General features: G+C 35.1%; 23 protein-coding genes and 1 pseudogene. 1 reads left to right on the top strand and 23 read right to left on the bottom strand.

The window, feature by feature from the left end:
* Nucleotides 1–3 precede the first annotated feature (3 nt).
* The 10 genes from ACOCEA_RS17475 to ACOCEA_RS17430 form a co-directional block, all read right to left on the bottom strand.
* Nucleotides 4–690, bottom strand: a complete 687-nt coding sequence (locus tag ACOCEA_RS17475; RefSeq protein ID WP_420757565.1) for a DUF4386 domain-containing protein — start codon at nt 688–690, stop codon at nt 4–6.
* 689 nt (nt 691–1,379) lie between these two features.
* On the bottom strand, nt 1,380–3,068 hold the full coding sequence (locus ACOCEA_RS17470) for an arylsulfatase (protein WP_420757564.1): 1,689 nt from the start codon (nt 3,066–3,068) through the stop codon (nt 1,380–1,382).
* 175 nt (nt 3,069–3,243) lie between these two features.
* The gene (locus tag ACOCEA_RS17465) at nt 3,244–4,026 is read right to left on the bottom strand and encodes a hypothetical protein (protein ID WP_420757563.1); all 783 of its coding nucleotides are present in this window, start codon (nt 4,024–4,026) and stop codon (nt 3,244–3,246) included.
* Nucleotides 4,027–4,058: 32 nt separating this feature from the next.
* A complete protein-coding gene (locus ACOCEA_RS17460) occupies nt 4,059–4,967 on the bottom strand; it encodes an amidohydrolase family protein (protein ID WP_420757562.1) in 909 nt (302 codons plus the stop codon).
* A gap of 57 nt (nt 4,968–5,024) precedes the next feature.
* The gene (locus tag ACOCEA_RS17455; RefSeq protein ID WP_420757561.1) at nt 5,025–5,855 is read right to left on the bottom strand and encodes an alpha/beta fold hydrolase; all 831 of its coding nucleotides are present in this window, start codon (nt 5,853–5,855) and stop codon (nt 5,025–5,027) included.
* Between the two features lie 141 nt (nt 5,856–5,996).
* A complete protein-coding gene (locus ACOCEA_RS17450) occupies nt 5,997–6,788 on the bottom strand; it encodes a DUF6090 family protein (protein WP_420757560.1) in 792 nt (263 codons plus the stop codon).
* Nucleotides 6,789–6,968: 180 nt separating this feature from the next.
* Entirely contained in the window at nt 6,969–7,169 is a 201-nt protein-coding gene (locus ACOCEA_RS17445; protein ID WP_420757559.1) for a hypothetical protein, read from the bottom strand.
* Nucleotides 7,170–7,268: 99 nt separating this feature from the next.
* Nucleotides 7,269–7,688 (bottom strand): DUF6090 family protein, encoded by a 420-nt coding sequence (locus tag ACOCEA_RS17440; RefSeq protein ID WP_420757558.1) that lies wholly within the window; start codon nt 7,686–7,688, stop codon nt 7,269–7,271.
* A 186-nt stretch (nt 7,689–7,874) separates the two neighbouring features.
* The gene (locus tag ACOCEA_RS17435) at nt 7,875–9,317 is read right to left on the bottom strand and encodes a P1 family peptidase (protein ID WP_420757557.1); all 1,443 of its coding nucleotides are present in this window, start codon (nt 9,315–9,317) and stop codon (nt 7,875–7,877) included.
* A gap of 105 nt (nt 9,318–9,422) precedes the next feature.
* Entirely contained in the window at nt 9,423–10,133 is a 711-nt protein-coding gene (locus ACOCEA_RS17430; protein WP_420757556.1) for a DUF6090 family protein, read from the bottom strand.
* Between the two features lie 260 nt (nt 10,134–10,393).
* Between ACOCEA_RS17430 and ACOCEA_RS17425 the strand changes: the two are divergent.
* Nucleotides 10,394–10,630 (top strand): annotated as a pseudogene (locus ACOCEA_RS17425) (transposase); the annotation flags it as partial.
* A 121-nt stretch (nt 10,631–10,751) separates the two neighbouring features.
* Here ACOCEA_RS17425 and ACOCEA_RS17420 read toward each other — a convergent pair.
* The 13 genes from ACOCEA_RS17420 to ACOCEA_RS17360 form a co-directional block, all read right to left on the bottom strand.
* Nucleotides 10,752–11,150, bottom strand: a complete 399-nt coding sequence (locus tag ACOCEA_RS17420) for a hypothetical protein (protein WP_420757555.1) — start codon at nt 11,148–11,150, stop codon at nt 10,752–10,754.
* Nucleotides 11,151–11,314: 164 nt separating this feature from the next.
* A complete protein-coding gene (locus ACOCEA_RS17415; RefSeq protein WP_420757554.1) occupies nt 11,315–11,788 on the bottom strand; it encodes a hypothetical protein in 474 nt (157 codons plus the stop codon).
* Nucleotides 11,789–12,059: 271 nt separating this feature from the next.
* Nucleotides 12,060–13,091, bottom strand: a complete 1,032-nt coding sequence (locus ACOCEA_RS17410) for a serine hydrolase domain-containing protein (protein WP_420757553.1) — start codon at nt 13,089–13,091, stop codon at nt 12,060–12,062.
* A 451-nt stretch (nt 13,092–13,542) separates the two neighbouring features.
* Entirely contained in the window at nt 13,543–13,929 is a 387-nt protein-coding gene (locus ACOCEA_RS17405) for a DoxX family membrane protein (RefSeq protein ID WP_420757552.1), read from the bottom strand.
* Nucleotides 13,929–14,900, bottom strand: a complete 972-nt coding sequence (locus ACOCEA_RS17400) for an SRPBCC domain-containing protein (RefSeq protein ID WP_420757551.1) — start codon at nt 14,898–14,900, stop codon at nt 13,929–13,931. Before ACOCEA_RS17400 ends, ACOCEA_RS17405 begins: the two co-directional genes overlap by 1 nt.
* Entirely contained in the window at nt 14,897–15,223 is a 327-nt protein-coding gene (locus ACOCEA_RS17395; RefSeq protein WP_420757550.1) for an ArsR/SmtB family transcription factor, read from the bottom strand. The genes ACOCEA_RS17400 and ACOCEA_RS17395 overlap by 4 nt, the downstream gene beginning before the upstream one ends.
* Before the next feature lie 267 nt (nt 15,224–15,490).
* Entirely contained in the window at nt 15,491–17,656 is a 2,166-nt protein-coding gene (locus ACOCEA_RS17390) for a molybdopterin-containing oxidoreductase family protein (protein WP_420757549.1), read from the bottom strand.
* A 282-nt stretch (nt 17,657–17,938) separates the two neighbouring features.
* A complete protein-coding gene (locus tag ACOCEA_RS17385; RefSeq protein ID WP_420757548.1) occupies nt 17,939–18,355 on the bottom strand; it encodes a YybH family protein in 417 nt (138 codons plus the stop codon).
* A 221-nt stretch (nt 18,356–18,576) separates the two neighbouring features.
* Nucleotides 18,577–19,878 (bottom strand): serine hydrolase domain-containing protein, encoded by a 1,302-nt coding sequence (locus ACOCEA_RS17380; RefSeq protein WP_420757547.1) that lies wholly within the window; start codon nt 19,876–19,878, stop codon nt 18,577–18,579.
* A gap of 615 nt (nt 19,879–20,493) precedes the next feature.
* A complete protein-coding gene (locus ACOCEA_RS17375; protein WP_420757546.1) occupies nt 20,494–21,633 on the bottom strand; it encodes a phosphatidylserine decarboxylase in 1,140 nt (379 codons plus the stop codon).
* A 491-nt stretch (nt 21,634–22,124) separates the two neighbouring features.
* Nucleotides 22,125–22,427, bottom strand: a complete 303-nt coding sequence (locus ACOCEA_RS17370) for a type II toxin-antitoxin system RelE/ParE family toxin (protein WP_068452287.1) — start codon at nt 22,425–22,427, stop codon at nt 22,125–22,127.
* Entirely contained in the window at nt 22,424–22,666 is a 243-nt protein-coding gene (locus ACOCEA_RS17365; RefSeq protein ID WP_047414192.1) for a type II toxin-antitoxin system ParD family antitoxin, read from the bottom strand. Before ACOCEA_RS17365 ends, ACOCEA_RS17370 begins: the two co-directional genes overlap by 4 nt.
* A gap of 188 nt (nt 22,667–22,854) precedes the next feature.
* The gene (locus tag ACOCEA_RS17360; protein ID WP_420757545.1) at nt 22,855–23,628 is read right to left on the bottom strand and encodes a DUF6090 family protein; all 774 of its coding nucleotides are present in this window, start codon (nt 23,626–23,628) and stop codon (nt 22,855–22,857) included.
* Between the last annotated feature and the right edge of the window lie 139 nt (nt 23,629–23,767).

Below are 23,767 nucleotides of genomic sequence, written 5' to 3'. Positions count from 1 at the left end.
ATTTCATTCGTTACTAGATCTTATCCCAAAAATCAGCAAATAACCGATTATCCAAAACTCTCCAATGGTTGCGGGTAGAATAAGAAATCTATTGAAGCTAAAATCAATTCCTGTGTAGCGGATAACGGTGCTAATTAGATAGCCTATACCCCCTATAATAATAATTCTTCCTAGCCAGACAGGCATTTTTTTAGATTTGATGACTATGTATCCCATGGGAAACAGCCAAAGCCCGAAGAAAAGACCACCAATGCCCCAAGCATTTGAAATTATATTTTGAAAAACCTCAATAAGTAGAACCTTATCTTCCATAGCACTTATGTCAGAATTAGCAACACCTATTGCAGAGGCGATTGAAATTGCACTTATCATAATGGCTAAAGCATTCACCATTCCCCATATACCAAGAGTCCAAGCCTCCCATTCATAATTATCCTTAAATAATTTGAAAAACCAAACTGCGGTAAGTGCCTGGGATATTACGATAGCAAACTCTAATAGCAACCTAATTCTTGCTGTAGATTCTAATTCTATTAAATTCGTTAGTGTTTGTTGGGGATTACCAGATACAAATATTTGGGAATGAAAGACCATAAAACCTAAAATTCCTGAAATGGCCATTATTAAATACCAAACGCCAGTTGTTCTCGCAGTTTTAATCAATTGCTTTTGTTTTTTATTTGCACTCATAGATTAATTAAGTTTATTAAATAATGAATTTAAAATTTTAGTGATTATCATGACTTCTTGTAATATGTTACACTATTCCACCTTAGGCCAATTCAATGCTTGATAAATAATCATTGCAAAAACAAAACTTCAATAAGATTTAACAAGATATAAAATGTGTGCCATTCATTACCTAAAGTAGAAACGGTAATTAAAATAGACATGCTTGCATATAAGGCTGCAATACAAATATGCAACCATTTATTAATTTGTGTTTTCAGAAAAACGGACAAAAAGATCATTAGCGAAGGAATAATTAAAATCGCAGAAAAAACAACCAAAATCTCAGAAGATGTTGGTCACATTTGGGTTTGAAGATCAATCATTTTCTCCAACTTTTAATAGGTGTCATTAGCTGAAAAAAGTCAGCATATATACAAAAACTTCAATGCAGTCCCGAGTGCTGCAAGTTTAATTTTGATGTTTACATTGTAATTGCCCAATGATTTGGAAGAGGTCCTTTTTACGCTCATATTTGTTAGCGTTTAGTAATTCATACTAAAATTTGACGGTGTAACAGGGCAATTGTTACAGTTTATGCCCTAGCACACAACGGTTTTAGTATGAATCTTAGCTTTGGCTTGCGCATTGACTTTGTGCGGCTATGGTTTCATACATTTTGTTTTGCATTCGTGTTTTCCTAAAGCTATTTACCAAGAAGGGGGAGGTATTTGTATCTTTACTTCATTGGAAAATTTCCTCCATTCCCCTAACATTTCCTTATATTTTTCAGGCTCAGATTCTTTGAGATCATTAAGCTCTGCAAGGTCTTGGGATACATTATAAAGTTTAAAATTTTCCTCAATAAAAGGGCGCGTTATATTAGTGATTTTCCAATCTCCTTTTCTGATCATTGCAAGATTATTGTGCTCCAAACCGAATACATACTCAGAAGAATGTATTTCATCAGACATGCCAGACACAAAAGGCATCAATGAATTTCCTTTCATCGGATATATATCATTCCCTTCAAATTTTTCTGGATAGGTAGCTTGGGCCACTTCATAAAAAGTAGGAGCAATATCCATCAAGGTTACAAACTCATCATGAATTTCATTATGCCTTTCCACATTTGGTCCTGCAATAATCATAGGAGCATTGATACCTCCTTCAGTCGTAAATCCTTTGTAATGTCGAAATGGAGAGGATCCCGCCTCCGCCCATTGAGGACCATACGAAATAAATGAACTTGGCTGGCCCATGGTTTCATAATCATCATTAAAATGCTCCCTTATAAAGGGCCCTAAATTTGAATCATAATAAAAGTCTTCAGCTGCGGCACCATTATCGGACATAAACACGATTAATGTATTTTCAAATTGACCTATATCTTTTAAATGCTGAATTATTCTTCCAATATTATAATCAAGATTATCTACCATTCCAGCATATAATTCCATTTTTCTTGATTCTTTTTTTTGTTCATCTAATGATAAAGAATCCCATGGTATTACTTTTTCATGATTCGGGGGTAACACGGCATCTTTTGGAATCATCGCTGCATTTTTTAGACTTTCCAGGCGTCTTTCCTTTAGTTTTTCATACCCATCATCATAGCGTCCTTCATATTTTTTCCAATATTTTTCATCCACTTGCAATGGCCAGTGCGGAGATGTATAAGCTGCAAAGCCGAAAAACGGTTTTTTATCTTCTATATTAAGGTCAATGTATTCTATTAGTTTATCCGTATAAAAGTCAGTAGAATAATCTCCTTTGTTCCAAGTGGCAGGTTTACCATCTTCGACATATGGAGTGATTGGATCTTCCTCAAAGAGCCCTTGGTCATCATAATGATTTCCAGCCCCTCGAATATTAACAAATGAGCGTTCAAAACCTTTATTTAATGGAATGGATAAAGAGTCTCTTCCAAGATGCCATTTTCCTGCCATGTAGGTATGGTAACCATTGGCTTGGAGTAATGCTGGAATTGTAACTATTCGATCTGTTAACTTTCCTTCATAGCCGAATCCAGTGTTCTGATTTGATTGTATACCCATTCCGGCAATGTGGTTATCATTACCCGAAAGTAACATTGCCCTAGTAGGGGCACACAATGGTGAGGTATGGAACCGACTAAATCTAATACCTAGCGCTGCCAAATTATCAATATTTGGTGTTTCTATATCGCCACCATAGCACCCTAAATCTGCATATCCAAGATCATCCGCTACCAATAAAAGTATATTAGGTCGGAGGGCTTCTTTATTTTTTTCTTTTGGATTATAACAGGAAATCAAAGAGCATATCAATACCAGCAGTAGGAAACTACGATTGCTTAGAATTAAACTTTGATGGGCAATCATTACTATTATCCTCTTATTCTTCGATACTATTTTCATCGCTTGTTGAATTTTATTTTAGGTTAATGTACATGATAAACAACTCCTAGGCTATTATTTCGTTGTGGGGAACGTCGTAGATTTCTCCACTTATGAAAGTAGGCCTTTTGGTGGTTAATATTAATGTTTTTTGCATACTGCCACAATTACTTATAGTCATGGTTGTACACAGTATTTATTTCATTAATTCTATTTGAAATTTTGTTGCATCATAAGCCATTTGTAAACCATTCAGGTTAGACTCAGATTTATTTTTTTCAAATAGTTCATTTAAGTATTCAGATTGCTTAGACACTTTTTTGTTCTCTTTTTGAAAAACATGGTATTTCAAGAGAATTAAATTTGCCATAATTTTATCAGACACACTTAAATCACTTTGCTTTAAAAAGTTGTCTATTGTATTTTTTATCTGGGAATCGTTATCAGTAAGTTCATCAAATAAATATGCATTAGCTAAGTCAGATTTATTCATACTTGAGTAATCATTCTTATCGGCCATATCTTTTCTGTAGGTCATTTTGTTTCCATTTAGAAAATACCATCTTGTATAGGAATCATTTTCTATTTTAATTTCTTTTTCAAATACCTTTTTCTTTAAACTCCAGTTTGTGAAAGCAATTAATAGTTCAGTTCCGTCATCTTTCTTCAAAATTGCAAATCTAATTAAGTAATTTCTTTTTCCTGGCTTTTCAATTTCAACGTCTAATTTATTTTCTACAGAAACATATTTTTTAAGAGCTTTAAGAATTGAGGATACATCTTCTGGATTTGATTCGGGAAACAGATTTTCTCTTAAAAACAGGTCGATATATAAATAATGGGTTAAATAAAAATCATCCATTTGTAGATAATTCACTTCCGTTAGATTGTCTGTTTTAATCTTGATTTTTTCAGATTGAGAATATCCAAAATTTGTGAATATTGCTAAAAGTAAAAGTGTGACTATTTTTCTATGCATTCTGTTTTTTTTATACTAATCGTTAGGCACACTTATTTCAATTTTAAAAATCTTACGGCATTGTCATAGAAAATACCTTCTTTATCATTTTCAGTAAGGAAATCCAGACTGTTCAGATAATTAATTGATTTTTCAATAGCATATGGCCAAACCATTTGGTCAGACCCAAACATCACCCTATCTAAATAACCTGCATGTTTTGCGTTCTTCAGAAATTCTGTAACAGTTCGTTGGGTATTGGGCTCAACCCATAGCATAACAGCTATATCAGTATATAATTGGGGATAATAGGCCATAAGTCGCAAAGCATGTTCGTGCCATTCTTCCCCACCGTTATGCATCAAATGAATCCTCAGTTTCGGATATTTTACCAATACATCTTCAATCAAATACGGGTCACCCATTTTCAGCCGTGCTTTAGGAGACCATGAATAAGTTCCTCCTGGATCGCCACCACCTGTATGCACTGCAACAGGTATGTCATACTTTTCACAAATGCGTAAATAGGGCTGCCAAATAGAATCGCTTAGTGTTGTACCACTATAATACGCCCCAATTTCTCCAAATACTTCAATTTTCTTGTCTATTACCATTTGCTCAAACTTAACACTGTCCAATCCATAATCATCCGGAGAATAAATCAATATTCCCCTGATTACTCGATTAGTGCTATCCTTTGTGGCCCATTCTTCCACACTTTGAGGATTACCACTTACCATAGCTTTCGCAATGTTCAATTTATTAAAAGCTGCGAAAGTTTCAATTCGATGTGCCTCTGCGTTTGCCGCACCTTTATTTCCATAGTAATCGCTTGTGGGTTCACGTTCACCAAAGTCAGCTCCTGAATAGGAATGAATGTGCATGTCAATAATTTTAGTCTGAGAGAAAGCAAGTGACAACTGTACTAAGAAAGCAAGTATGGCAAGAATGGCTCTATTCATAACATGTTGTTTTTAATTGTACCTAAAGGTCTGAATAAACGCCCGTTTTAATGGTCTTTATTTTTTGTTGGCATCAGTTTTATTTTCGTTGTCCACATTCATAAATTGAAGACTGTTTGTTAGAAAAGCATCTAGGTTTGGTTCAGTTATAGCAATATGTCCTGTGTTGGGCACAATCCATAATGCCGAATTCGGAATATTTTTATGCAATGCAATTGCTGGGTCGATACCAAGTATTTCATCGCGATCCCCGTGAACAATCAAAGTCCTGAAATTAAATGCATTTAGTTCTTCATCTTTTAGTTTGATTTGATAGTCAAGATTTGGATTGAATAACGCCTTAATTTGAGCTTCACCATGGTAATGTATTTTTTTTAGTTCTTCAACAAACGATTTTGGTAGAGTTTCATAAGAAAATGTATTATCACCTTCGTTATTTTCTCCTCCTTTATAGCTTTGAGAAGCACCAATAAGAATTATTGCTTGGATTCTTTCTGGGTTAGAACTGGCTAGTTCAAGTAGTGTTAGACCGCCAAAGCTTAAACCAATTGCTTTTGCTTTTTTTATTTGTAAATGGTCTATAAGTTCTAAAATGTCTTTAGCCGAATTTTTAATTGAGAAGTCAGCTGTTAGTTGGGAAGTTCTTCCATGTCCGCGAAGATCAATAGCGTAAACTTTAAAGTGTTTGGCGTAGGTTGGTATATATTCGGACCAAAAATTTGAAGATTGTGTCCAACCATGGAGAAGTAAAAGTGGTTCCCCTTCTCCATATACTTCATAATACATATCAAGTCCATTAACTTTTACGTACTCTGTTTTTTTAGAGAGTTGTCCAAAGCTTTGTCTTGAAATTAGTCCCATAAGTATCACTAGTATTATCTTTTTCATTTGACGTAGTGTCGCATTTAGATTGATGCTAACGGTTCGGCGCGTATGTTTGGTTCTAAGTTTGAAGATAAGATTTTTCAAGTTGGTGATTCGCCCCATGCTGAATTATACCCATAGTGAGTTGCTTACGTTATTTTTAATTTAGTTGTGTTCCTTTATACGCTCAAATAATCGATTTAAAATAGACTTTCTAGATTCTATAATACCCATTGCGTCATATGACCTACCCATATCTCCAATCAAATAACTTTCAAAGCTTGACGTTTTTAAAATCCTGTCATAATCATAGGTGATATTTCGATTGTCCTTTATTGACGAGACCTTATGATAGAACTTCTGTACATCCTCTTCATTTATTACCAATGCTCCAGTAGTCTCTGTAAAATAGCCTTTTGGTAGTGTTTGCATCATAGGTTCAAATTGATTTTCAACTATTCTTGTTATTGTGCTAAAAGAATTCTCTATTAAAACAAAGTCGGCATAGTACTGAGAGAGCTCTTTTATAATATCTTTTTCACGAAAATTGTTGAAAATACCCATCGATTTAGCCGATTCGAATGTCGTTGAGTAATTGGTAGCATTTACTGGATAAAACAAAGGTTCTACATACATGCCAAATTTTTCAATACCCATGGTCCGATCAGGATTTCTTACATAAGTTAAAAGTGTATCTAAATATTGAATTCTTTTTTGGTGAAATCTATTGTAATAATTAAGCTTTTCATTATCCTTTTCCAAATCTAGTAGGACATTGGCAAAGAAGTTGTTTTCCACGATTTTTGCTTTGCGATTATCATTCCAAGAGTTAATTTGTAAAGCAATTAAAATACCGATAACCACCAGAAGGATCTCTCCCGTTGCATAAAGCAGATATTTCCTGAACTTGCTTTCAGAGAGTAAGTTTAGTCTAATTTTTCTAAAGAATTTAATCATTGGTTATTGGTTAATTATAATAAAGCACAATGGCCTCGCATAATACATCGGCCTGGGTTTAAAGGGATATTTTTATAAGTTAGTTATTATTTTTCGGTTCACCGCTCATGGTACACTCTTCACCGCTTGCCCCCGGCAAGTACATCAGCCAGGCTTGGAGTTATGCGTTGTTGTGCTTTTTTATTTCTGCAATTCTAGTTCTATCAATTCAACTAATTGTTTCGTATTGTTTAATGCTTTTCTTTTCAGAACTAGTGCTTGTGCCCTAAAACCAGCCCGATGTGCGACCATATTTTTATAGGTGGTATCATCCAACAATTTCTCATAATTGGTTGGTTTTAAGTTACCCGCTTCTGTCTCCCTAAAATGTTTATGGACCATTGGTAAAACGGAAGAAGGCCAAAATTGATTTTCTAAACGTACAGTCTCTGCGATTAAATTGGCATATATGACATCAAATAAATCTATGATCTTTCTCTGCTAAGACTCATTATGTACAATATCAATTCCTTTAAACTTTATTGATTCGTAGCTTGATGCCGAAATAGTAATATCCGGTGAGAATATGGCTTCTGCGAAAAGCTTATCTAGGTTGGGGTTATACCGCTTTCTTTCGTCTAAATGCTGGATGACTTTGTTTGCTTGGTTTATTGTATTTTGCTCTATTTGGATGTCGTTATTTAAACGGTCGATATTGATTAACAAATCATCATGCATGGCAATTAACAGTGTGTGCTCAGTGGCTTTATCTTTCCTGTGTTCATTCCAATCATTAATTTGTAAGGCAATCAAAATACCAATAACAACAAGGACAATTTCTCCGATTGCATAAACTAGATACTTGCTGAACTTATTTTCAGATAGCAGTTTTTGTCTAATTTTTCTAAAGAATTTTATCATTGTTTATTGGTTGGTCAAACTTGTGCACAAAGTGATGGTATAAGGTTTGTTGCGTGTTTTAAGCACCTAATTTAATAAATACTAACCGCATAGAAAATCTGTGAGACACTAGCGAAGCGAACTGGCGTTAGCAATTTTCGTAAGTATACTCTAGGACTAGCAATAAATTTACGGTGTTATGTCTTTTTATTCAATTTTTTTGGCTTTTATCTCCCCATTTGATAAAATTGTAAGTTCAGAAATATTTTGATTCTCATCCATATTAAATACAATCCTTATTCCATAATCAAAGACATCGTATGTATTCTCATTAACAGCTGTCAATCCTACTTTTATTTGGTTAGTTATTTGAGCAAATATAGTTTCACCTTCTTTAAAAATGGTTAAATAGAATTCAGGTTCAAGTTCATACTTACCAAGATATTTTTCAAGTAAAGTATTATCTATAATTACTTTAGGTTGAAACCTATTGTATTTTTTAAGGACTTCAATAGTAGCATCATGAGGTAAGCGATAACTGGTATTCCCATTAATGCCTACCATTGTTTCGGCAGCTACCATTGCATTTATTATTGCTTCTTCAACTCCTTGCACTGTGGCTTCAAACAACGGGTTAATCATATCATTAGCAAGACTAACTATAGATCTATTTTCTTCACGATTAAACGCATTTTCATTTGCCGTAGAAAAGGCCATAAAAATATCGCCAGAACCATTGGTTCCACGCCCACCTACATTTCCTATTCCCAAAGGAATTCGTTGCGCTATGCGCTTTAATTGATGTGGTAATAAAGGAGCGTCTGTGGCTACTATTACAATAATAGAACCATCACCTTCTTTTCTGTTAGATAGTGGAGCACCTTTTAAGATTTCACCTTTTACATTCAAGAGCTCCATGCCAACAGGCACGCCAGCAATTGTTAGATTCTTTTTTGCGCCAAAATTGGACTGGACAAGAACTCCAACGGTGTAAGTAGAATCATTAATATGTATAACTCTTGAAGAGGTTCCAGTTCCACCTTTAAAGCCTAAACACATCATTCCTGTTCCACCACCCACATTTCCTTCTGCAATCTTTCCGCTTGATGAATTTTCTATTGCTTCTAGAACATGTTTTTCCTTGACGTGAAAGCCATAAATGTCATTTAAAAATCCATCATAAGTTTCTGCAACAACTGGGTAGGTGTACCACCATTCTTCCCCATTATACCAATCTGTATCTACATAATATTTTAATACAGCTTGTCTTACAGCACCAACACTATTTGTATTGGTAATCATAATTGGAGTTTCTAGAAAACCAGACTCCGTAACCCATGTGGTACCAGTCATTTCTCCATTTCCGTTCAGGCTATACCAATTGGCATATACAGGACTGAATTTTTTAGCTTTTCCTCTTGGAAATATCGCTGTGACTCCTGTTCTAATGGGGCCTTCTCCGATAATGTTCTTTCCATTTCCTTCAATAATTGTACTATAACCAACTTCAACGCCTTTTACATCTGTAATAGCATTAAACTTACCAGTTATACCTACAAAAGGAATTCCTAAATCTCTCGATCTAGGATTTTGTCCGTAGGATTGGAAACAAATAAGCAGTACTATAAAAACTATACATATCCTTTTCATATTGGTTGGTTTTCAATGAGACATAACGGTTAGGCAATGCGCAGTGTCGCGAAGGGCATTGTGTATAGGCATTGTTGTGCTTTCGTTAATTCCTAAAAAATATTTTCATTCTTCGGTCTGTGTGAGTGCTATTACTTGATCAATAACAATCTTAGCTTTTTTATATCTTCGTATTCTTTGTCTTGTATACACCAAGCAGTCGTCTATAATATTTTCAAAGTCTATGTCAGTGAAAAATTTAAAATGATCATATTCTAACGACGAACGTCCTTCTGAAATTACCCAACCACCTTCATCTAGATTTCTTAAAGAACCATTTTCTCTATAATAATTTAATAAATTATTAAAACCTTTTGTAGCGTCTGAATCTTTATCTGTAATATCTGTGGCAACTAAAGACCATTCATAAAGTATGCTCTTTAATTCTTCACTCGTAAGGGTACTTATTTTCCCAGAACTTTCTAAATTTCTCAAGGTATATTCACTTCTTGTCCAATATGGATCAGAAAATGAATTACTTAAAATACTGTCTAGTTGTATTGGTGAAAAGTCAAGATTTGGGTTTGGTTTTATGTTTTGAAACACAAAACTCAATGACTCTTCAATTTGGTATAGTTGTTTTAGTATAGAATCTAATGTGATGCTGTTTTGATAAAATTCAGCATTAAGTGTTTTTAAAACCTTTGTTTCATTAGAAAACTCTTTTCTTTCTTCATTCCAATTATTAATACTCAAAGCAATTAAAATCCCTATAACTACGAGTACAATTTCACCAATGGCATACTTAAAATACTTTCCGGTTTTGTTTTCACTCATAAGGTTGTAACGTATTTTCCGAAATAATTTTATCATTGGTTATTGGGTAGTGGTAATGAAGCACAACGGTCCAGTATAAGCGTAGCGAGGGTTTATAAGGCTCTTCACTTTCAGTTTACCGATATGTTTGTTAATATTCATTTACTTTAAATTTAGCACTTTAGGCTACATTACGCTTATACATAGTGCCTGTTGCACAAGTTAGGAAAAAAAGTGGCATATCGATCTTGCCGATGCGGTAATGGATTGTAACTTTAGGTATGCAGGGAAAGAAGGATTATCAGGAAAAGCTGTTCGCTAGTTTCCATTTGAGCGAGCGTATGCCGCAGGACAATTTTTACAGGAGGATGAAAGGTGCATTGGACCTTGACTATCTCTATTCGCTTACCAAGGGCTATTATGATGAAAGCGGCCAAAAGAGCATCGACCCCGTTGTGTTCTTCAAGCTGTGTTTGGTGGGCTATCTGGAGAACCTGATCGGCGACCGCCAGCTGGTCGCCCTGGACTTGCAACAAAAAAGTGGAGCGGGGCAGCTCACTTCGGCCGAATCCGTAAAAAGTGTCCTTCAAGACCTTTACGTAGCTTTTTTACAACGGTTACCATTGTTGGCATAAGTGTTTATTCAATGTCCTCGTTCCCTATTTCATATTCGTATATAAAAAATCTTTTTGATGGTTCGCTTGCTATCCAATATTCATCTACGTTATAAATATTTTTCCCATTCTCAATTTCTTTGAACACTTTAAGAATCTGTTTGGTTTGATTTTTTATAACCACGGAGTCATAGTCTAAAAGTGAAGGTTTAAGAAAGTTGCTACCAATATCAAAACCTTCCTGAAAAAGTTCAATTCCATTAGGAGGTATTTGCAAGGTTTTGCTTAAACTTTCAGTGGACGAGATAAATTCGATGGTAAGGGTTTGAGATGTTAAATTTTCAATATTTGCTTCCATGTTTGATGCAGGGTCACAACTTGGGAAGGTTAATATCATTATTGTAAATAGAAATAGATTTTTCATTTTCATTGGATCATGTTTTACATATTTGCCAACGTTTACATACATAAAGCGTAGCTGGAAAATCAGCAGGATTTTTTCCGCCTTAAACTAAATATAATTAATAAGATTGAATTTCCACGAGGTAATTCAGCCGCTATTAATTATACATGGTGTTGTAATGCGTTTTATTCTTTATCTAATCCAGCATGCCAAGTATCCATGCTTATTTTCCAAGAACCGTCCTCTTGTTCTCTCCATGAGGCAACGTATACTCCTCGATTATAAATACTATCTTTTGTCTCTCGGTTTATAAAATATTCTTCGTAATCACCAATGGTAATGGCTTGTTTTTTGCTAATTATTATTTCTGGCGTACTAAAACTTTTGAGATAGACTGAATATATTTTTAAATAATCAGCCCATTCAATCTTTGGTTTTTCTATACCTTTTTGAATATCTCCTGAACTAGTCACTCTTATAAAATTATTTTCATAATATTTAAAAAAATCATCGGTACCTTCTCCATAGGATGTATACATCTCATTGTACGTAGTTAAAATATTATTCATAATATCTTGCTCGTTTTCTTCCGCCTTTTTCTTTTCAGAGCAATTAGTTGTTAAGAAAATAATTAAAAGTAATAATGTTGAATTTTTCATAAGTGATATTTTGTTTGGATTAGCATTCAACTTAAAAGCATTATTTGTTTCAATAAATTACAACGGTCACGGCTATCGCAAGTAGGGCATGGGACAAGCAAAGACCTTTCTGTTTAAGTACTTAGCCATAGCTTTTGTATTTTGTATTTTGTTTTTTCTTTTCTGCGTTTAAAGTAAAACCCAAAAGATTTTGCGTACTTCTTAAAAATACACAAACCTTACGATTATGCCAGTAGCCCAAATTGTTTGTAGGTTGTCCTGTAGCTAGTTTTTATTCTACCCGCTCAATTATTTTGTCCGCCAACGCACTCAATTTTTGATGAACCTGTGGTCCTGAAACTGTAGTGATGATAAAAACACCTGTTTTAGTCTCTGGTACAATTGTCAACCAACAGGATGTGCCAAATGCACCTCCATTCTGAAAAATCCTTTTTGGTTTATCTACATTTTTGAATATTTGCCAGAACAGTCCGTTTTCAAAATCGCCGTATTTACCGTTGAGCAATTCCTGATGTGAGGTTTGAACAACTGGATTGTCCACGTCCAATTCGAATTGCATATATTTTATCATATCATCAAGTGTTGAGACTATTCCACCCTCTGCTTGCAATTCCTTTACCGCCCTAGGTGGCATTTCGATTCCGTTGGCATTTAGCCCTCTAGCTAAAAATTGGTCGTATTTTTTGGAAATTCCGAAATAGGTTCTGTTCATTTCCAACGGTTCGAGAATATAATTTTTGATTAATTCCTCGTAGGGCTTTTTATATATTCTTTCAAGGGAATATCCAAGTAGATTGGCACCAGCGTTAGAATAGCTAAATTTATGTCCCGAAACGGTATCCAATTTTACTTTATGCAACTCTGTCAAGAATTGTTTTTTGGTAAATCCAACCTGTAATTTGTTGATTTCAAAAGGTAGATTGTCCCAATTTGGGTTTTCAAATATTTCGGGTCGGTTAGGAAACATATTTGGTAATCCACTTGTGTGTGTCACCAAATTTCTAAATGTTATTGGTTGGCCGTTAAATTCTAAATTTGGATAACGCTCTGGTAAATAATTTCTCACATCATCATCAAGTCCAACTTTTTTGTCCAAAATCGCTTTTGCCAATAGAGTACCTGTGAAGGTTTTCGTTAGGGACGCTATTTCATAAAGAGTTTGGTCGTTCGGACTTTCTCCGTTTGTTAATTTACCTTTGTGGAATTTGTAGATTTTACCATTCTTAACAACTCCGATGGAAAGCGATTTTATTTCTCCATTTGTGAGTAAAGAGTCGCATTGATTACTTATGTAAGTATTCAAATTGTCTTGATTTTGACAGCTCACGATTCCCGAAATCGTCAAAATATATATTGTTAAATAGGATAGTTTTAATTTCATTGTTTTGTTTTCCTTAAAGGACGATGAGAAAAACTTAATGTTTCATTTACTTGAAGGCAAAGTTTAATTGGCTACAACGCCCCGCTAAACGTAGTGAGGTTCTGGATTTTAAAAATAGGGAATTTATTCCTGTAGTTTTAAAAGACCAGTGAACCTTGCCAAATTGCTTTTAGCGATTGTTGTGTGGAGTGGACGGTTTGAACCGGCAGCGCCAGAGCTGAATGTTGGTAGGGGCGTTGTGTCTAATTTCCTTTGATACGGGGCTTAGCAGGGCAAAGTATAGCAACATAGGTCAGCTTCAGCTGAATTCGACACAATGGTCACCTTTGCTTTACAGCCGTATATTTTTTATTCAGGAGTTAATTTTTTAATCTCAAGATTTAGCAGCTATTAGCGGTAAATATTTTGTTCTATTTTCAACTATTACCCACAGATTGATTACAAAAAGTATCGCTGCAAGAGGAAGGCCTGCTGGCATATTTATAGTATTTGTGAGTAGTATACCTACCATTATTGGAAAGATAACGATAGCTCCCAATGCTCTGGTTTTGGGGATTATAAATAGTATACCGCCAATTATTTCGAATAGTCCTACCAATGGCATTAACCAACTAATGGTATTAAATGCTTCCGTCACTTTTAGCATACTTTCGGGAAGGTCATCTGGCGGCGGCAAATAATTGAAGAATTTATTTAAACCAGCATTTATAAACATTAAACCAAAAAGTAAGCTTAAAATAAAAATGATTTTATTTTTCATTAGTTTCTATTTTGAAAGTTAATTATCCAGTTAATACCAAACTTATCGGTAAATTCTCCGAAGTAAGCACCGAAAAACATATCGGCCATTGGCATTGTAATATTGCCACCTACCGAAAGTTCGCTAAATAGTCGGTCGGCTTCTTTTCTTGTTTCGGGTTCAAGGCAAATATGCATATTGTTTCCACTTGTTAGTGTAAAGCCCATTTCTTTTGGTGCATCTGTGCCCATTAATATATGTCTGCCAACTATTGGAAGTTCTACGTGCAAAACCATTTTCTTTACTTCATCGGCAACGGGAGGCCAATTTTCCGTACTTGAAGGCACATCTTCAAAACGTTCAATACCTTTACCTATAAATTCTGTTTTGAAAACCGATTTGTAAAATAGAAATGCTTCTTCCGTGTTTCCAGGGAAATTTAGATAGGTGCAAACTCTTGCTGTATTCTCGGTTTTGTTTTGCTTACGAAGTTTGAATTTGGCTTCAATGTATTGGTCGAGATTTTCAAGTGCCATTGTAAAACCTTCTTTAAAGCCTAATTCAATAATCTTTTCAAGGTCAGATAGGTTATCATATCGGGCAACAATATGTACAGTTGTTGTTTCTCCATTTTCGGTGAAATTATTTGTCCATATAGTTCTTGGCATATCTATATTTACATCACCATGCTCATTGCAAAACGCATCCAAGCCTGAGAAATACTTTTGGTGTTCTATTTTTTGATAATCATTTTTACACCAATGTTTTTCATTTTCTGGGCTAATCATAGCGTATAGCCACATGCCACCTTCTCTAAAATCCATTGATTTCGTTTCTGTACGATAGGGTTTTGGTGCCCACCATTGGTCCAATATTTCCGGATTTGTCCAAGCCTCCCAAACCAATTCAAGGTTTGCGGCAAACTCACGTATTATGTTTACGGTATTGTTTTCTTTGTTGACTTTAAAGTCAAATTTTAAATTGGTATTCATTTTCTTTTAGATTTTAATTGTTCTAAAACAGTATCAAGTTGGTCGAAACGTTTTGCCATTAGTTGTTTGAATTGCTCCAACCATTTCTCTATGTCTTTCATTTTATCAGCATCTAAGTGATAGTGAATTTCACGTCCTTGTTGCTCCCGTTTTACTATATCACATTCCGTCAAAATCTGTAAATGTTTAGAAACTGCCTGCCTGCTTGAATTAAAGTGTTCTGCTATGGCATTGGGCGTCATAGCACCCATCGTCAAAAGCAAAATTATGGCTCGTCTGGTAGGGTCGGCTATTGCTTGAAAAATATCTCGTCTAGTTTCCATTGCCTTATGATATGCAATTAGGTAGTTGCAAAAATATGTGCAATTATTTGATTGCGCAATAGATTTGAAAAATATTTTTGATAATTAGGTGAGGCTATTTATTGATGTAAACGGTTCTTCTCCAATGACCAACAACGGTTAGTATAAGCATAGTAGCCGATTACAGGTTTAATAACTATCAAATTACATGAAAATTGAAGCGGACTACAATACTTTGATTTACTGCTGAATTGGCTATTATTTTTATACATTGTTGGTGGTCGTTTTTCAGACCTTTACTATTTCCACTTTAGCTTCTTGAATTGCACCGCCACGCCCCATATCTGTTAAGAGATGATCAGTGAGTGCATTGGCTGAAGATCCACCATTTATCAACGAAGGCCAGAAGCCTTGTGGCATACACACAATTCCCTGTTGTACTTTTTCACCAATCCGTGCAGTGATCAAAACACTACCTCTCTGATTATATACTTTTAATTCATCACCATCGGCTATGTTCCTAGACGCTGCATCCTTAGGGTTCACCTCCAAAAAGATCTTTCCTTCCTTTTTTAGAATATGGTCAATATTCCCATGACTACTATTCAGTAAATATTTAGGCGTCTTAATTGTCAATAAGTGTAATGGATATTTCTCCTTGTCTGTTTTATTATACTCTTTGGGGATATATGTTGGAAGACTAGGTACAATATCCTCATCGTAAAAATGACATTTTCCTGTTTTGGTCTTGAAATTACCCTGAGCATGGGGCATCCATTGATTAGGCAGGTTTAATCTTTGACCTCCTGTTTCTCTGAGGGATTCAAAAGTGATACCCTTCAAATATTCGTGATCACTTTGCAATGTTTTCTTAACAATATCAATATCTGATTGGTACAAGTAAGATTCGGGGAATCCCATCTCCCGAGAGAGTAATCTGAAAAGTTCAGAGTTGGGTTTTGAATCCCCTAATGGTTCAATGGCTGGCTCGTTGATGTTGATATATGCCGTGCCCCATGAATCTAGAATGTCCCAATTTTCAAGAACGCTGGTTGCCGGAAAAATATAGTCAGCGTATCGTGCTGTATCAGTAATGAAGTGCTCTGATACAATGGTCAATAAGTCATCCCTTTCCAACCCCTTAAGAACCAGATTTTGATTGGGAGTGGTAACTGCCGGGTTCGAATTAAATACAAATAATGCATCTATACGAGGATTTAGATCTTTGCTAGTCAAAGCTTTCCCCAACTCTATCATATTGATAGACCGAGTTTTCTTGTTTGCCAACTCCTTCGGTAAGGTTATGCTTTCCCAATTCAGTGATGCTCCGAACAACTCATAGGTCATATGCATCAATCCACCACCAAAATGTCTCCAGGCACCTGTTAATGCTGGCAACATGGCTACAACTCTAAAGGCACTTGCTCCATTTACCTGATGTTCCATACCAATAAGTACTCGAATCAGGGAAGGTGAGCTTTGGGCATATGTTTTAGCTAATAAAATGATAGTTTCCTTTTCCAGACCCGTAATTTGAGAAACTGAAACTGGGTCATATTTTCGTACATGATCTTTTAATTCTTCGACCCCAACCGTATAAAGATCAATATATTCCTGATCATGCAGATTTTCTTTTAGTATTACATGTATCAGCCCCAAAGCAAGAGCCGTATCAGTACCCGGATAAGGTTGAATATGCCAGTCAGCTTTTTCAGCAGTGGCAGATTTGAAAGGATCGACCACAACAATTGTGGCCCCATTCCCTTTAGCCTTTTGAATAAATGGCCAGAGATGTTGGTTGGAAAGTACTGGATTTGTTCCCCATAAAATTATAAATCTGCTATGCACGCAATCTTCAGGTAATACACCCGTTGTTTGCCCGTTTGTTGCCAATACTCCGGCTACTGCTGCATCGCCACAAATTGTTCTTTCCAGTTGGCTAGCTCCAATATGTGCAAAAAATCGATTGTGAGCATTGCTCTGGACTATACCTTGATTGCCACCAAAACTATACGGGAGAATGGACTCACCACCTTTTTCATTAATGATTGTCTTGAGTTTTGCTGAAACTTCGTTTATGGCTTGTTTCCAGCTGATTTGAGTAAACTCACCTTTCCCCTTATCTCCGGTTCTTTTTAGGGGTGTCAATATTCTATCGGAATTGAATGTCACATCATTAGGGAAGTTGACCATCTTATTACATAATTTTCCAGCGGTGTAGGGATTCTGACTTGCCTGAAAATCAGTAACCTTATTCTCAATTGTTGTCACTTTCCAACTACATCTGTCCGGACAATCGTGATAGCACGCACCGTGTACTATTTTGGTAGTTGTAGAAGCGAGGCAACTGTTAGTCAATAGGGGCAAAGGAGTCAGCCCAATCCCTATGGCAGTTTTGGCGCTTATTTCAATAAACTCCCTGCGATCTATATCTTTATTCTTCTTTGACTTCATCTCTAGTTTTTAATGACCACCATCTAGTATAAGAAAAGTAGGGCCGTTGCTAAGCGATGACTATTTGGTTTAGCTACAAGCCAAAGCTTTTGTATTTTGTTTTTATTTTTCTGAAACCCAAATTAAAAGATTTGGCAACTTTATAAATACGCCCAAGCCTTTGTTTAATACCTATTAACCCTATTTTTTTATACACTGTTGGTAACAGGCTTTTCAATTATACCATTGTTTACTTTCTCGAATTTCGTTTTATCCCATTTCATAATTATTTTTAAAAATCATTTATAAATCCAAAATGGCAGTGAGATTTTCAGAGGTTACAGGTGCCGAAACATGTTGATGAACCACTTTCCAGTCATTTTTGAATCTTGAAAATCCGACAGTAATTCTATTTTTCATTTTCCTTATTACTGCCCCTTGAGTATTTATAGCTTGAAATTCTACTAAGCCACTTGCAAATCCATTTGTATCTGATTTGAACACTTTAATCATTTCAAAGTCAACCTTCACTTTTTCTTCTCCCAAGGATGATAGCCAATTTTCAATTTCGGGGGTCCATTCATTAAGGGTTTTATAATACCCTATGTCCCACATGTCAAATGACATAACCTCATTAGCATATAGTTTTAATAACATGGTTGCATCTTTTTGCCAAACTGCATTTTTATAGTCTTCAAAAAAATCTTCGATTTCCTTCATATGCTTTTGTCTGATTATTTCTGTTAAAATGTCATTTTTTTAGCTTGTTGCCAACGCCCCGCTAAATGTAGTGAGGTTCTGGATTTTAAAAATAGGGAATTTATTCCTCTAGTTTTAAAAGCACTTAACTTTCAGTTTAGCATAGACTTTTATTAAAAAAACTGAGCATTGATTTTGCACTGAACCCGCTATTTCTTTTACACACTGTTGTGCGTTCGGCTTTATTTTTTCGTAAGATATTCAGCGACAGCATGATAAGCAGGTAAAGAAGTAGGGTCAATTTTAGAATTTTTGGCTTCAGGATGAGAAGCAAATCTAACTATCACCATCTCAGCTTTCGGGTCGATGTAAATGGTTTGCCCATGAACTCCACGTGCTGCAAATGCCGCATGTTTGTTATTGGTTTTCCACCACATATTCCTGTAACTCCAATTCTTTAGTGTATTAGCATAAACCGACTTATTAAATGCTTCTTGACTTCCTCCATTCATTATATCTTCTATGAGTTCGACGGGTAAGATTTGTTTTTTATTAAACTTTCCCATTTTGCGTATCATTTCTCCAAACATTGCCATATCTCGCATGTTTGCACTAAATCCACCACCGGCAAAGGCTATCCCGGCTCCATCAATTTGGTAATAACCATCGATATGTGTACCTAAAGGTTTCCAAATACGTTCCGACAGTAATTCAGGAATAGTTTTCCCTGTAACTCTTGATATAATCCAACCCAATAAATCTGTGTTGATTGTTTTATAAGCAAAAACATTTCCATGCTCACCTTGTTTCTGAACAGTCTCCAGGTACTCATAATAGTTTGATGGAGCATTTTGAGAAACGGGTTTTGAAAAGGGATTGCCCGCACTTGAAAATACCCATATTTCAGCCTTAGGATCCGAGTAGTCTTCGCTGTAATTCAATCCTGTAGTCATATCAAGTATTTGTCTAATTGTAGCATCACCAAAGGCTGAACCCTTTAATTCTGGAACATAACTTGCTCCCGCTTTATTTTCGTCCAACTTACCTTCTTCTACTAGTAAAGCTCCTAAAGTTCCCGTGAGTGTTTTGCTAACAGACATCGCTGCATGTAAACCATCTGGTTTCAATTCTCCAAAATATTTTTCATATACAATTTTACCCTTATGCAATATTAAAATGCCATCTGTATAGTTCTTAGAAAGTGATTCTTTCCATGTCATCGATTCAGAACTATTCAGAGGAAAAAATGAAAGCGAGTCAATAACGTTATCATATTTTTCTTTGAATTTGTACTGTTTGGTCTTAGCAGCTTCAACAACAGTTGTCGGCATAAATTGACGCATATGACAGACGCTGTATCTTAAGGCTGGAAACCTAAAAAAGCTCCCATCTAATGCGGAAATTATTTTGTCTTTGGGTGGTGGAAAACCATTCATCCAACCTAATTTAGTCGGATCGGATTGTTCCGCATTCAACGACTCCTGAGCATTTAAACTTAGGCTTACCGATAGCAAAAGTGATAGTATAACTAGTTTTCTTCTCATAATATTTTTATTTTTAAGCTGACACACAACGGTTTAGCTCTTATGTTTGGTTCTAAGTTTGAAGATAAGATATTTAGAATAATAAAAGAGTTGGTAAAGAAGAGTGATTTCGAGGTTCGGCTAGATACTTGGGAAGGATATTGCTCCATAGTTTTCATACCCTTCCCAAGCTAATGTTTAAAACATTAGCTTGGATAATTAACAATAAGCTTAAATAGAAGGGATAGCGAGTTCTCGGCCAAATACACATACATAGTGATATCGTTTCATAGAAACCCCGCCCTTCTATTATTTTCTTGGAATCCGGACAGTACCTAGATCCTGATTACAGAGATCGAATCAAACGCGAGCAAGGATGATAAACCCAATAAAGCAAAGCCGTTGGTTGCTTTAATAGCTGTTCAGCGAAAACTACTGACATTGATGTACACCTTGTGGAAGAACGAAGAAGTTTATGATGCGAAATTTGAAACAAAAAGCAGCAAAAGCATGAAGCCCTTGCTGCGCGGGATAACAACTTGATAAATCAATTTGTTTCCTAAATTTCAAAGAAAAAGCTTGTTTTTTGACACAAAACCTAAACTGCGTTTTAATGCAGTTTAGGTTTTGTTATGCTCAGTATTTTAATTTTCCAATTCTTTGTCCTTGTTCAACTGTTATGGAATTCAACTTACCTTTCTCAAAAATCAATAACACAGTTGAGCCACCATATTCGAAATGACCAAGCTTATCTCCTTTGTATATCTGTATTGGATTTTCACTATTAATTTCTTTAAATTCATTCTTAAATACTACTGAACCAACTGTTTGTAATCCAATAGGAGCCATTGCAATGAATCCGTATTTTTTTGTTTCAATAATGAAATATCCGTGTCTAAAGTTCTCAAACACACTATAGTCTTTATTATAACCCGGATTGCCATTATTAATCATATCAAGCAAGTCAGGCATTCCAAAAAGTCTGCTTCCTACTTCTTCTTTTGATTCCACTATTTTTCCGGTTGTAGGTGAATGATAGTGATGATAATTGTCTGGCATTAGAAAAACGGCCATTGCCGAACCTCCAACAAATTTTTCGGCATATTTTGAATTATCAAGAAGAGAATTTAGGCTCATTGTCATTCTACCTTTTGTTGGAATTTCAGTGTCTAATTCCAGTTCATTGGCTATCATATTAATAATTCCATCAGCTGGCGAAACTAGCACAGAATTGTCTGTAGCATCATCTATGGGTCGAGTTCCAGGTTTTAAGTCTCGAGTAAAAAAATCATTGAAGGACTTAAATCCATTTTCTGGCAATACAAAGTCTTCATTTCCGAGAGAATTATCAGACAACCATTCCTCAATTATTTTTGCAGATTCTGGACTATCCATAAATTTACCACGTTCTTCGATGAACGAAATAGTCCAACTAAGGCCTGGTTCGCTTAGAACGAACTTCATTCCATCAGGATTTTTATAATAGAGAAAGGAAAATTTTAGTATTCTATCCAGTCCATTATGGGTATTTGGCAGGAAATAGAACCAGTCGTTTAAAAAATCATATAAATCATCAACGTTTTTGTCCTTCCAAGGGTTTGAGTTCCCATTAGGTAAATCGTGTACATTTTCGAGCATTAAGTCAACGGTATTCCTTAATTCTTTATTGTTTTTATAAAGATTTTTTAGATTTTCAACAGGTAAACTTTCCTCTTGTGCCGATGAATTAAATCCAATTAAAAGAATAGTAAAAAGGCAAATAATTTTTTTAATCATTTTCGTATTTTTTAATTGAGCATAACGCCCCGCTAAACCTAGTGAGGTTCTGGATTTTAAAAATAGGGAATTTATTCCTGTAGTTTTAAAAGACCGGTGAACCTTGCCAAATTGCTTTTAACGATTGTTGTGTGGAGTGGACGGTTTGAACCGGCAGCGCCAAAGCTGTATGTTGGTGGGAGATAAGCAATTTGGTTTAGCGGGGCATTGTGTCGAATTTCCTTTGGTGTGGGGCTTTGCAGGGCAAAGTATAGCAACATAGGTCAGCTTCAGCTGAATTCGACACAACGTTTAGGCTATGAGTAGTTGCGTGGGTTAGCACTTAACTTTGCAAGTACACACCAAACTGAAAATCCGCGAGGATTTTCAGAAGTAGGCGAGAACAAGCAATTACTTATAGCCAGCCTAAGTTTGTTTTCTATTAATTTAAATTAGATATAATCAAAGAACAAAAGAGCAGAGTAAGGTTACTATAGCCGTCCTAAGTTTGTTTATTTCAGTCGTTTTTTAATATCCATTCTCTGATGTAAAATTCTAACGATTTCAACAATTTCATTTTCGACCTTTCTATAAAAAATCAGATGTGATTTGATTTTCGTTACTCGATAGTTTTTTCGAGTTTGTTCAGCCGATTTTCCAATCAGATAGTTATCCGCTATAAATTCAATCTCTCCGATTATTAAGTCGTAATATCTGTCGGCTTGTTCTTTAGACCATTTGTGAAAAGTATAAACCCAAATATCATTTAAATCATCAATCGCTTGTTTACTTATTCGGTATTGGTTTTTACTCATAAGTGCTTGCGATGTAATTCAGTCAGGTTTTGTTTTGGGTCAAAATTTTCAATAAAACCACTATTTTCTCCGACTTCGAGAGCTTTAATTAATTCTCTTTCTTTTTTTTCTTCGCGTTCCAGTAAACGTAATGCAGAACGAATAACTTCGCTTACAGAACCATATCTACCTGAATTTACTTCTTCTCTGATAAAATCCTCAAAATGATTTCCGAGTGATATTGATGTGTTTTTTCCCATTTTGACTATAATTTTACTCAAAAATACCAAATCTTGGTAACGTAGCCAAATTGCACACAACGGTTTTGTGTATGGCTCGTTTCGGGAAATCAGCTATGATTTTCCGCTGTAAAACGAGGATAGCAAATTGCAATGAATTCCGATTAGGAATTCAGCCGCAATGAGCTATACACGTTGTTGTGCTTTCGTTATTTTTTGCATTTCCTTTCTAAAATTTCTTTGATATTTTCCACCTGATTTTCTATCTCCAGCAATAATTCACTTCGTCTTTGGTTAACTGTTCCAAGAAAAAGTGCCATATCATATAATTTTGGCTTGTAATCGTCTGATATATGCTTGGGCAAATCCGTCTTGACTTTAAATACAATATCTTCGGGGAAGTTTTTGTCGTTATCTTCGAAATATGCTTGGTAAAACCCAATTTCAAAATATGTTTCCAAACTGTATAATTTATTAATTAAACTTTGTTCATTTGATAAAATAGCTTCTGAAAATCCAGTGACATTCTTAAAATATAAATTCAGCGCATTGGTGATTGACTTATCTTTAATAAGCTTTAAATTACCACTCGATTTTATATCTGAATACACTGCGTCATTAGGTTTAAACGTATTATTTGATTTCTGAAATGCTGGGAACCATTTTTTTGCAAATAGCACAGTTTCGGGCTTTTCTTTCTGTATTTCTCTTATAAGTCCAAAACTAGCCTCAAATCGCTTTTGGACTAAAGTTTTTAATTTTGCTATTTGTTCTTTGTCCTGCTCTATATTTTGTAATAATAAACAATAGTACTCTTGTTCTTGGGTATTAGCTTTATGCTTTTCATTCCAATTGTTGATTTGAAGCGCAATTAAGATTCCAATAACTACAAGTATAATTTCTCCGATTGCATATTTCAAATACTTTCCAGATTTTCCTTCTGAAAGTAAGTTTTGTCTAATTTTTCTAAAGAATTTTATCATTGGTTAGCGGTTTCTGATAATGTTCGTTAATATACATTGTTTACAAAAGTTATAGATTAGAGTTTACACTAAGTTAGTTTCTAACCTCACTGATTGTTCTTTTTTTCTAAACACATGTTCATCAAAGTATCCTAAAAAT

Origin of the sequence: Maribacter luteocoastalis, assembly GCF_048890225.1 — a bacterium.
Taxonomy (GTDB): Bacteria; Bacteroidota; Bacteroidia; order Flavobacteriales; family Flavobacteriaceae; genus Maribacter; species Maribacter luteocoastalis.
The sequence above is the reverse complement of the archived record's forward strand: the minus strand, read 5'-3'. Positions and strand labels throughout refer to the sequence as shown.

Excerpts from the sequence above, each read along its gene's own strand:
- ACOCEA_RS17475 (WP_420757565.1), bottom strand. The coding sequence starts at position 690 with ATGAGTGCAAATAAAAAACAAAAGCAATTGATTAAAACTGCGAGAACA.
- ACOCEA_RS17470 (WP_420757564.1), bottom strand. The coding sequence starts at position 3,068 with ATGAAAATAGTATCGAAGAATAAGAGGATAATAGTAATGATTGCCCAT.
- ACOCEA_RS17465 (WP_420757563.1), bottom strand. The coding sequence starts at position 4,026 with ATGCATAGAAAAATAGTCACACTTTTACTTTTAGCAATATTCACAAAT.
- ACOCEA_RS17460 (WP_420757562.1), bottom strand. The coding sequence starts at position 4,967 with ATGAATAGAGCCATTCTTGCCATACTTGCTTTCTTAGTACAGTTGTCA.
- ACOCEA_RS17455 (WP_420757561.1), bottom strand. The coding sequence starts at position 5,855 with ATGAAAAAGATAATACTAGTGATACTTATGGGACTAATTTCAAGACAA.
- ACOCEA_RS17450 (WP_420757560.1), bottom strand. The coding sequence starts at position 6,788 with ATGATTAAATTCTTTAGAAAAATTAGACTAAACTTACTCTCTGAAAGC.
- ACOCEA_RS17445 (WP_420757559.1), bottom strand. The coding sequence starts at position 7,169 with ATGGTCCATAAACATTTTAGGGAGACAGAAGCGGGTAACTTAAAACCA.
- ACOCEA_RS17440 (WP_420757558.1), bottom strand. The coding sequence starts at position 7,688 with ATGATAAAATTCTTTAGAAAAATTAGACAAAAACTGCTATCTGAAAAT.
- ACOCEA_RS17435 (WP_420757557.1), bottom strand. The coding sequence starts at position 9,317 with ATGAAAAGGATATGTATAGTTTTTATAGTACTGCTTATTTGTTTCCAA.
- ACOCEA_RS17430 (WP_420757556.1), bottom strand. The coding sequence starts at position 10,133 with ATGAGTGAAAACAAAACCGGAAAGTATTTTAAGTATGCCATTGGTGAA.
- ACOCEA_RS17420 (WP_420757555.1), bottom strand. The coding sequence starts at position 11,150 with ATGAAAAATCTATTTCTATTTACAATAATGATATTAACCTTCCCAAGT.
- ACOCEA_RS17415 (WP_420757554.1), bottom strand. The coding sequence starts at position 11,788 with ATGAAAAATTCAACATTATTACTTTTAATTATTTTCTTAACAACTAAT.
- ACOCEA_RS17405 (WP_420757552.1), bottom strand. The coding sequence starts at position 13,929 with ATGAAAAATAAAATCATTTTTATTTTAAGCTTACTTTTTGGTTTAATG.
- ACOCEA_RS17400 (WP_420757551.1), bottom strand. The coding sequence starts at position 14,900 with ATGAATACCAATTTAAAATTTGACTTTAAAGTCAACAAAGAAAACAAT.
- ACOCEA_RS17395 (WP_420757550.1), bottom strand. The coding sequence starts at position 15,223 with ATGGAAACTAGACGAGATATTTTTCAAGCAATAGCCGACCCTACCAGA.
- ACOCEA_RS17390 (WP_420757549.1), bottom strand. The coding sequence starts at position 17,656 with ATGAAGTCAAAGAAGAATAAAGATATAGATCGCAGGGAGTTTATTGAA.
- ACOCEA_RS17385 (WP_420757548.1), bottom strand. The coding sequence starts at position 18,355 with ATGAAGGAAATCGAAGATTTTTTTGAAGACTATAAAAATGCAGTTTGG.
- ACOCEA_RS17380 (WP_420757547.1), bottom strand. The coding sequence starts at position 19,878 with ATGAGAAGAAAACTAGTTATACTATCACTTTTGCTATCGGTAAGCCTA.
- ACOCEA_RS17375 (WP_420757546.1), bottom strand. The coding sequence starts at position 21,633 with ATGATTAAAAAAATTATTTGCCTTTTTACTATTCTTTTAATTGGATTT.
- ACOCEA_RS17370 (WP_068452287.1), bottom strand. The coding sequence starts at position 22,427 with ATGAGTAAAAACCAATACCGAATAAGTAAACAAGCGATTGATGATTTA.
- ACOCEA_RS17365 (WP_047414192.1), bottom strand. The coding sequence starts at position 22,666 with ATGGGAAAAAACACATCAATATCACTCGGAAATCATTTTGAGGATTTT.
- ACOCEA_RS17360 (WP_420757545.1), bottom strand. The coding sequence starts at position 23,628 with ATGATAAAATTCTTTAGAAAAATTAGACAAAACTTACTTTCAGAAGGA.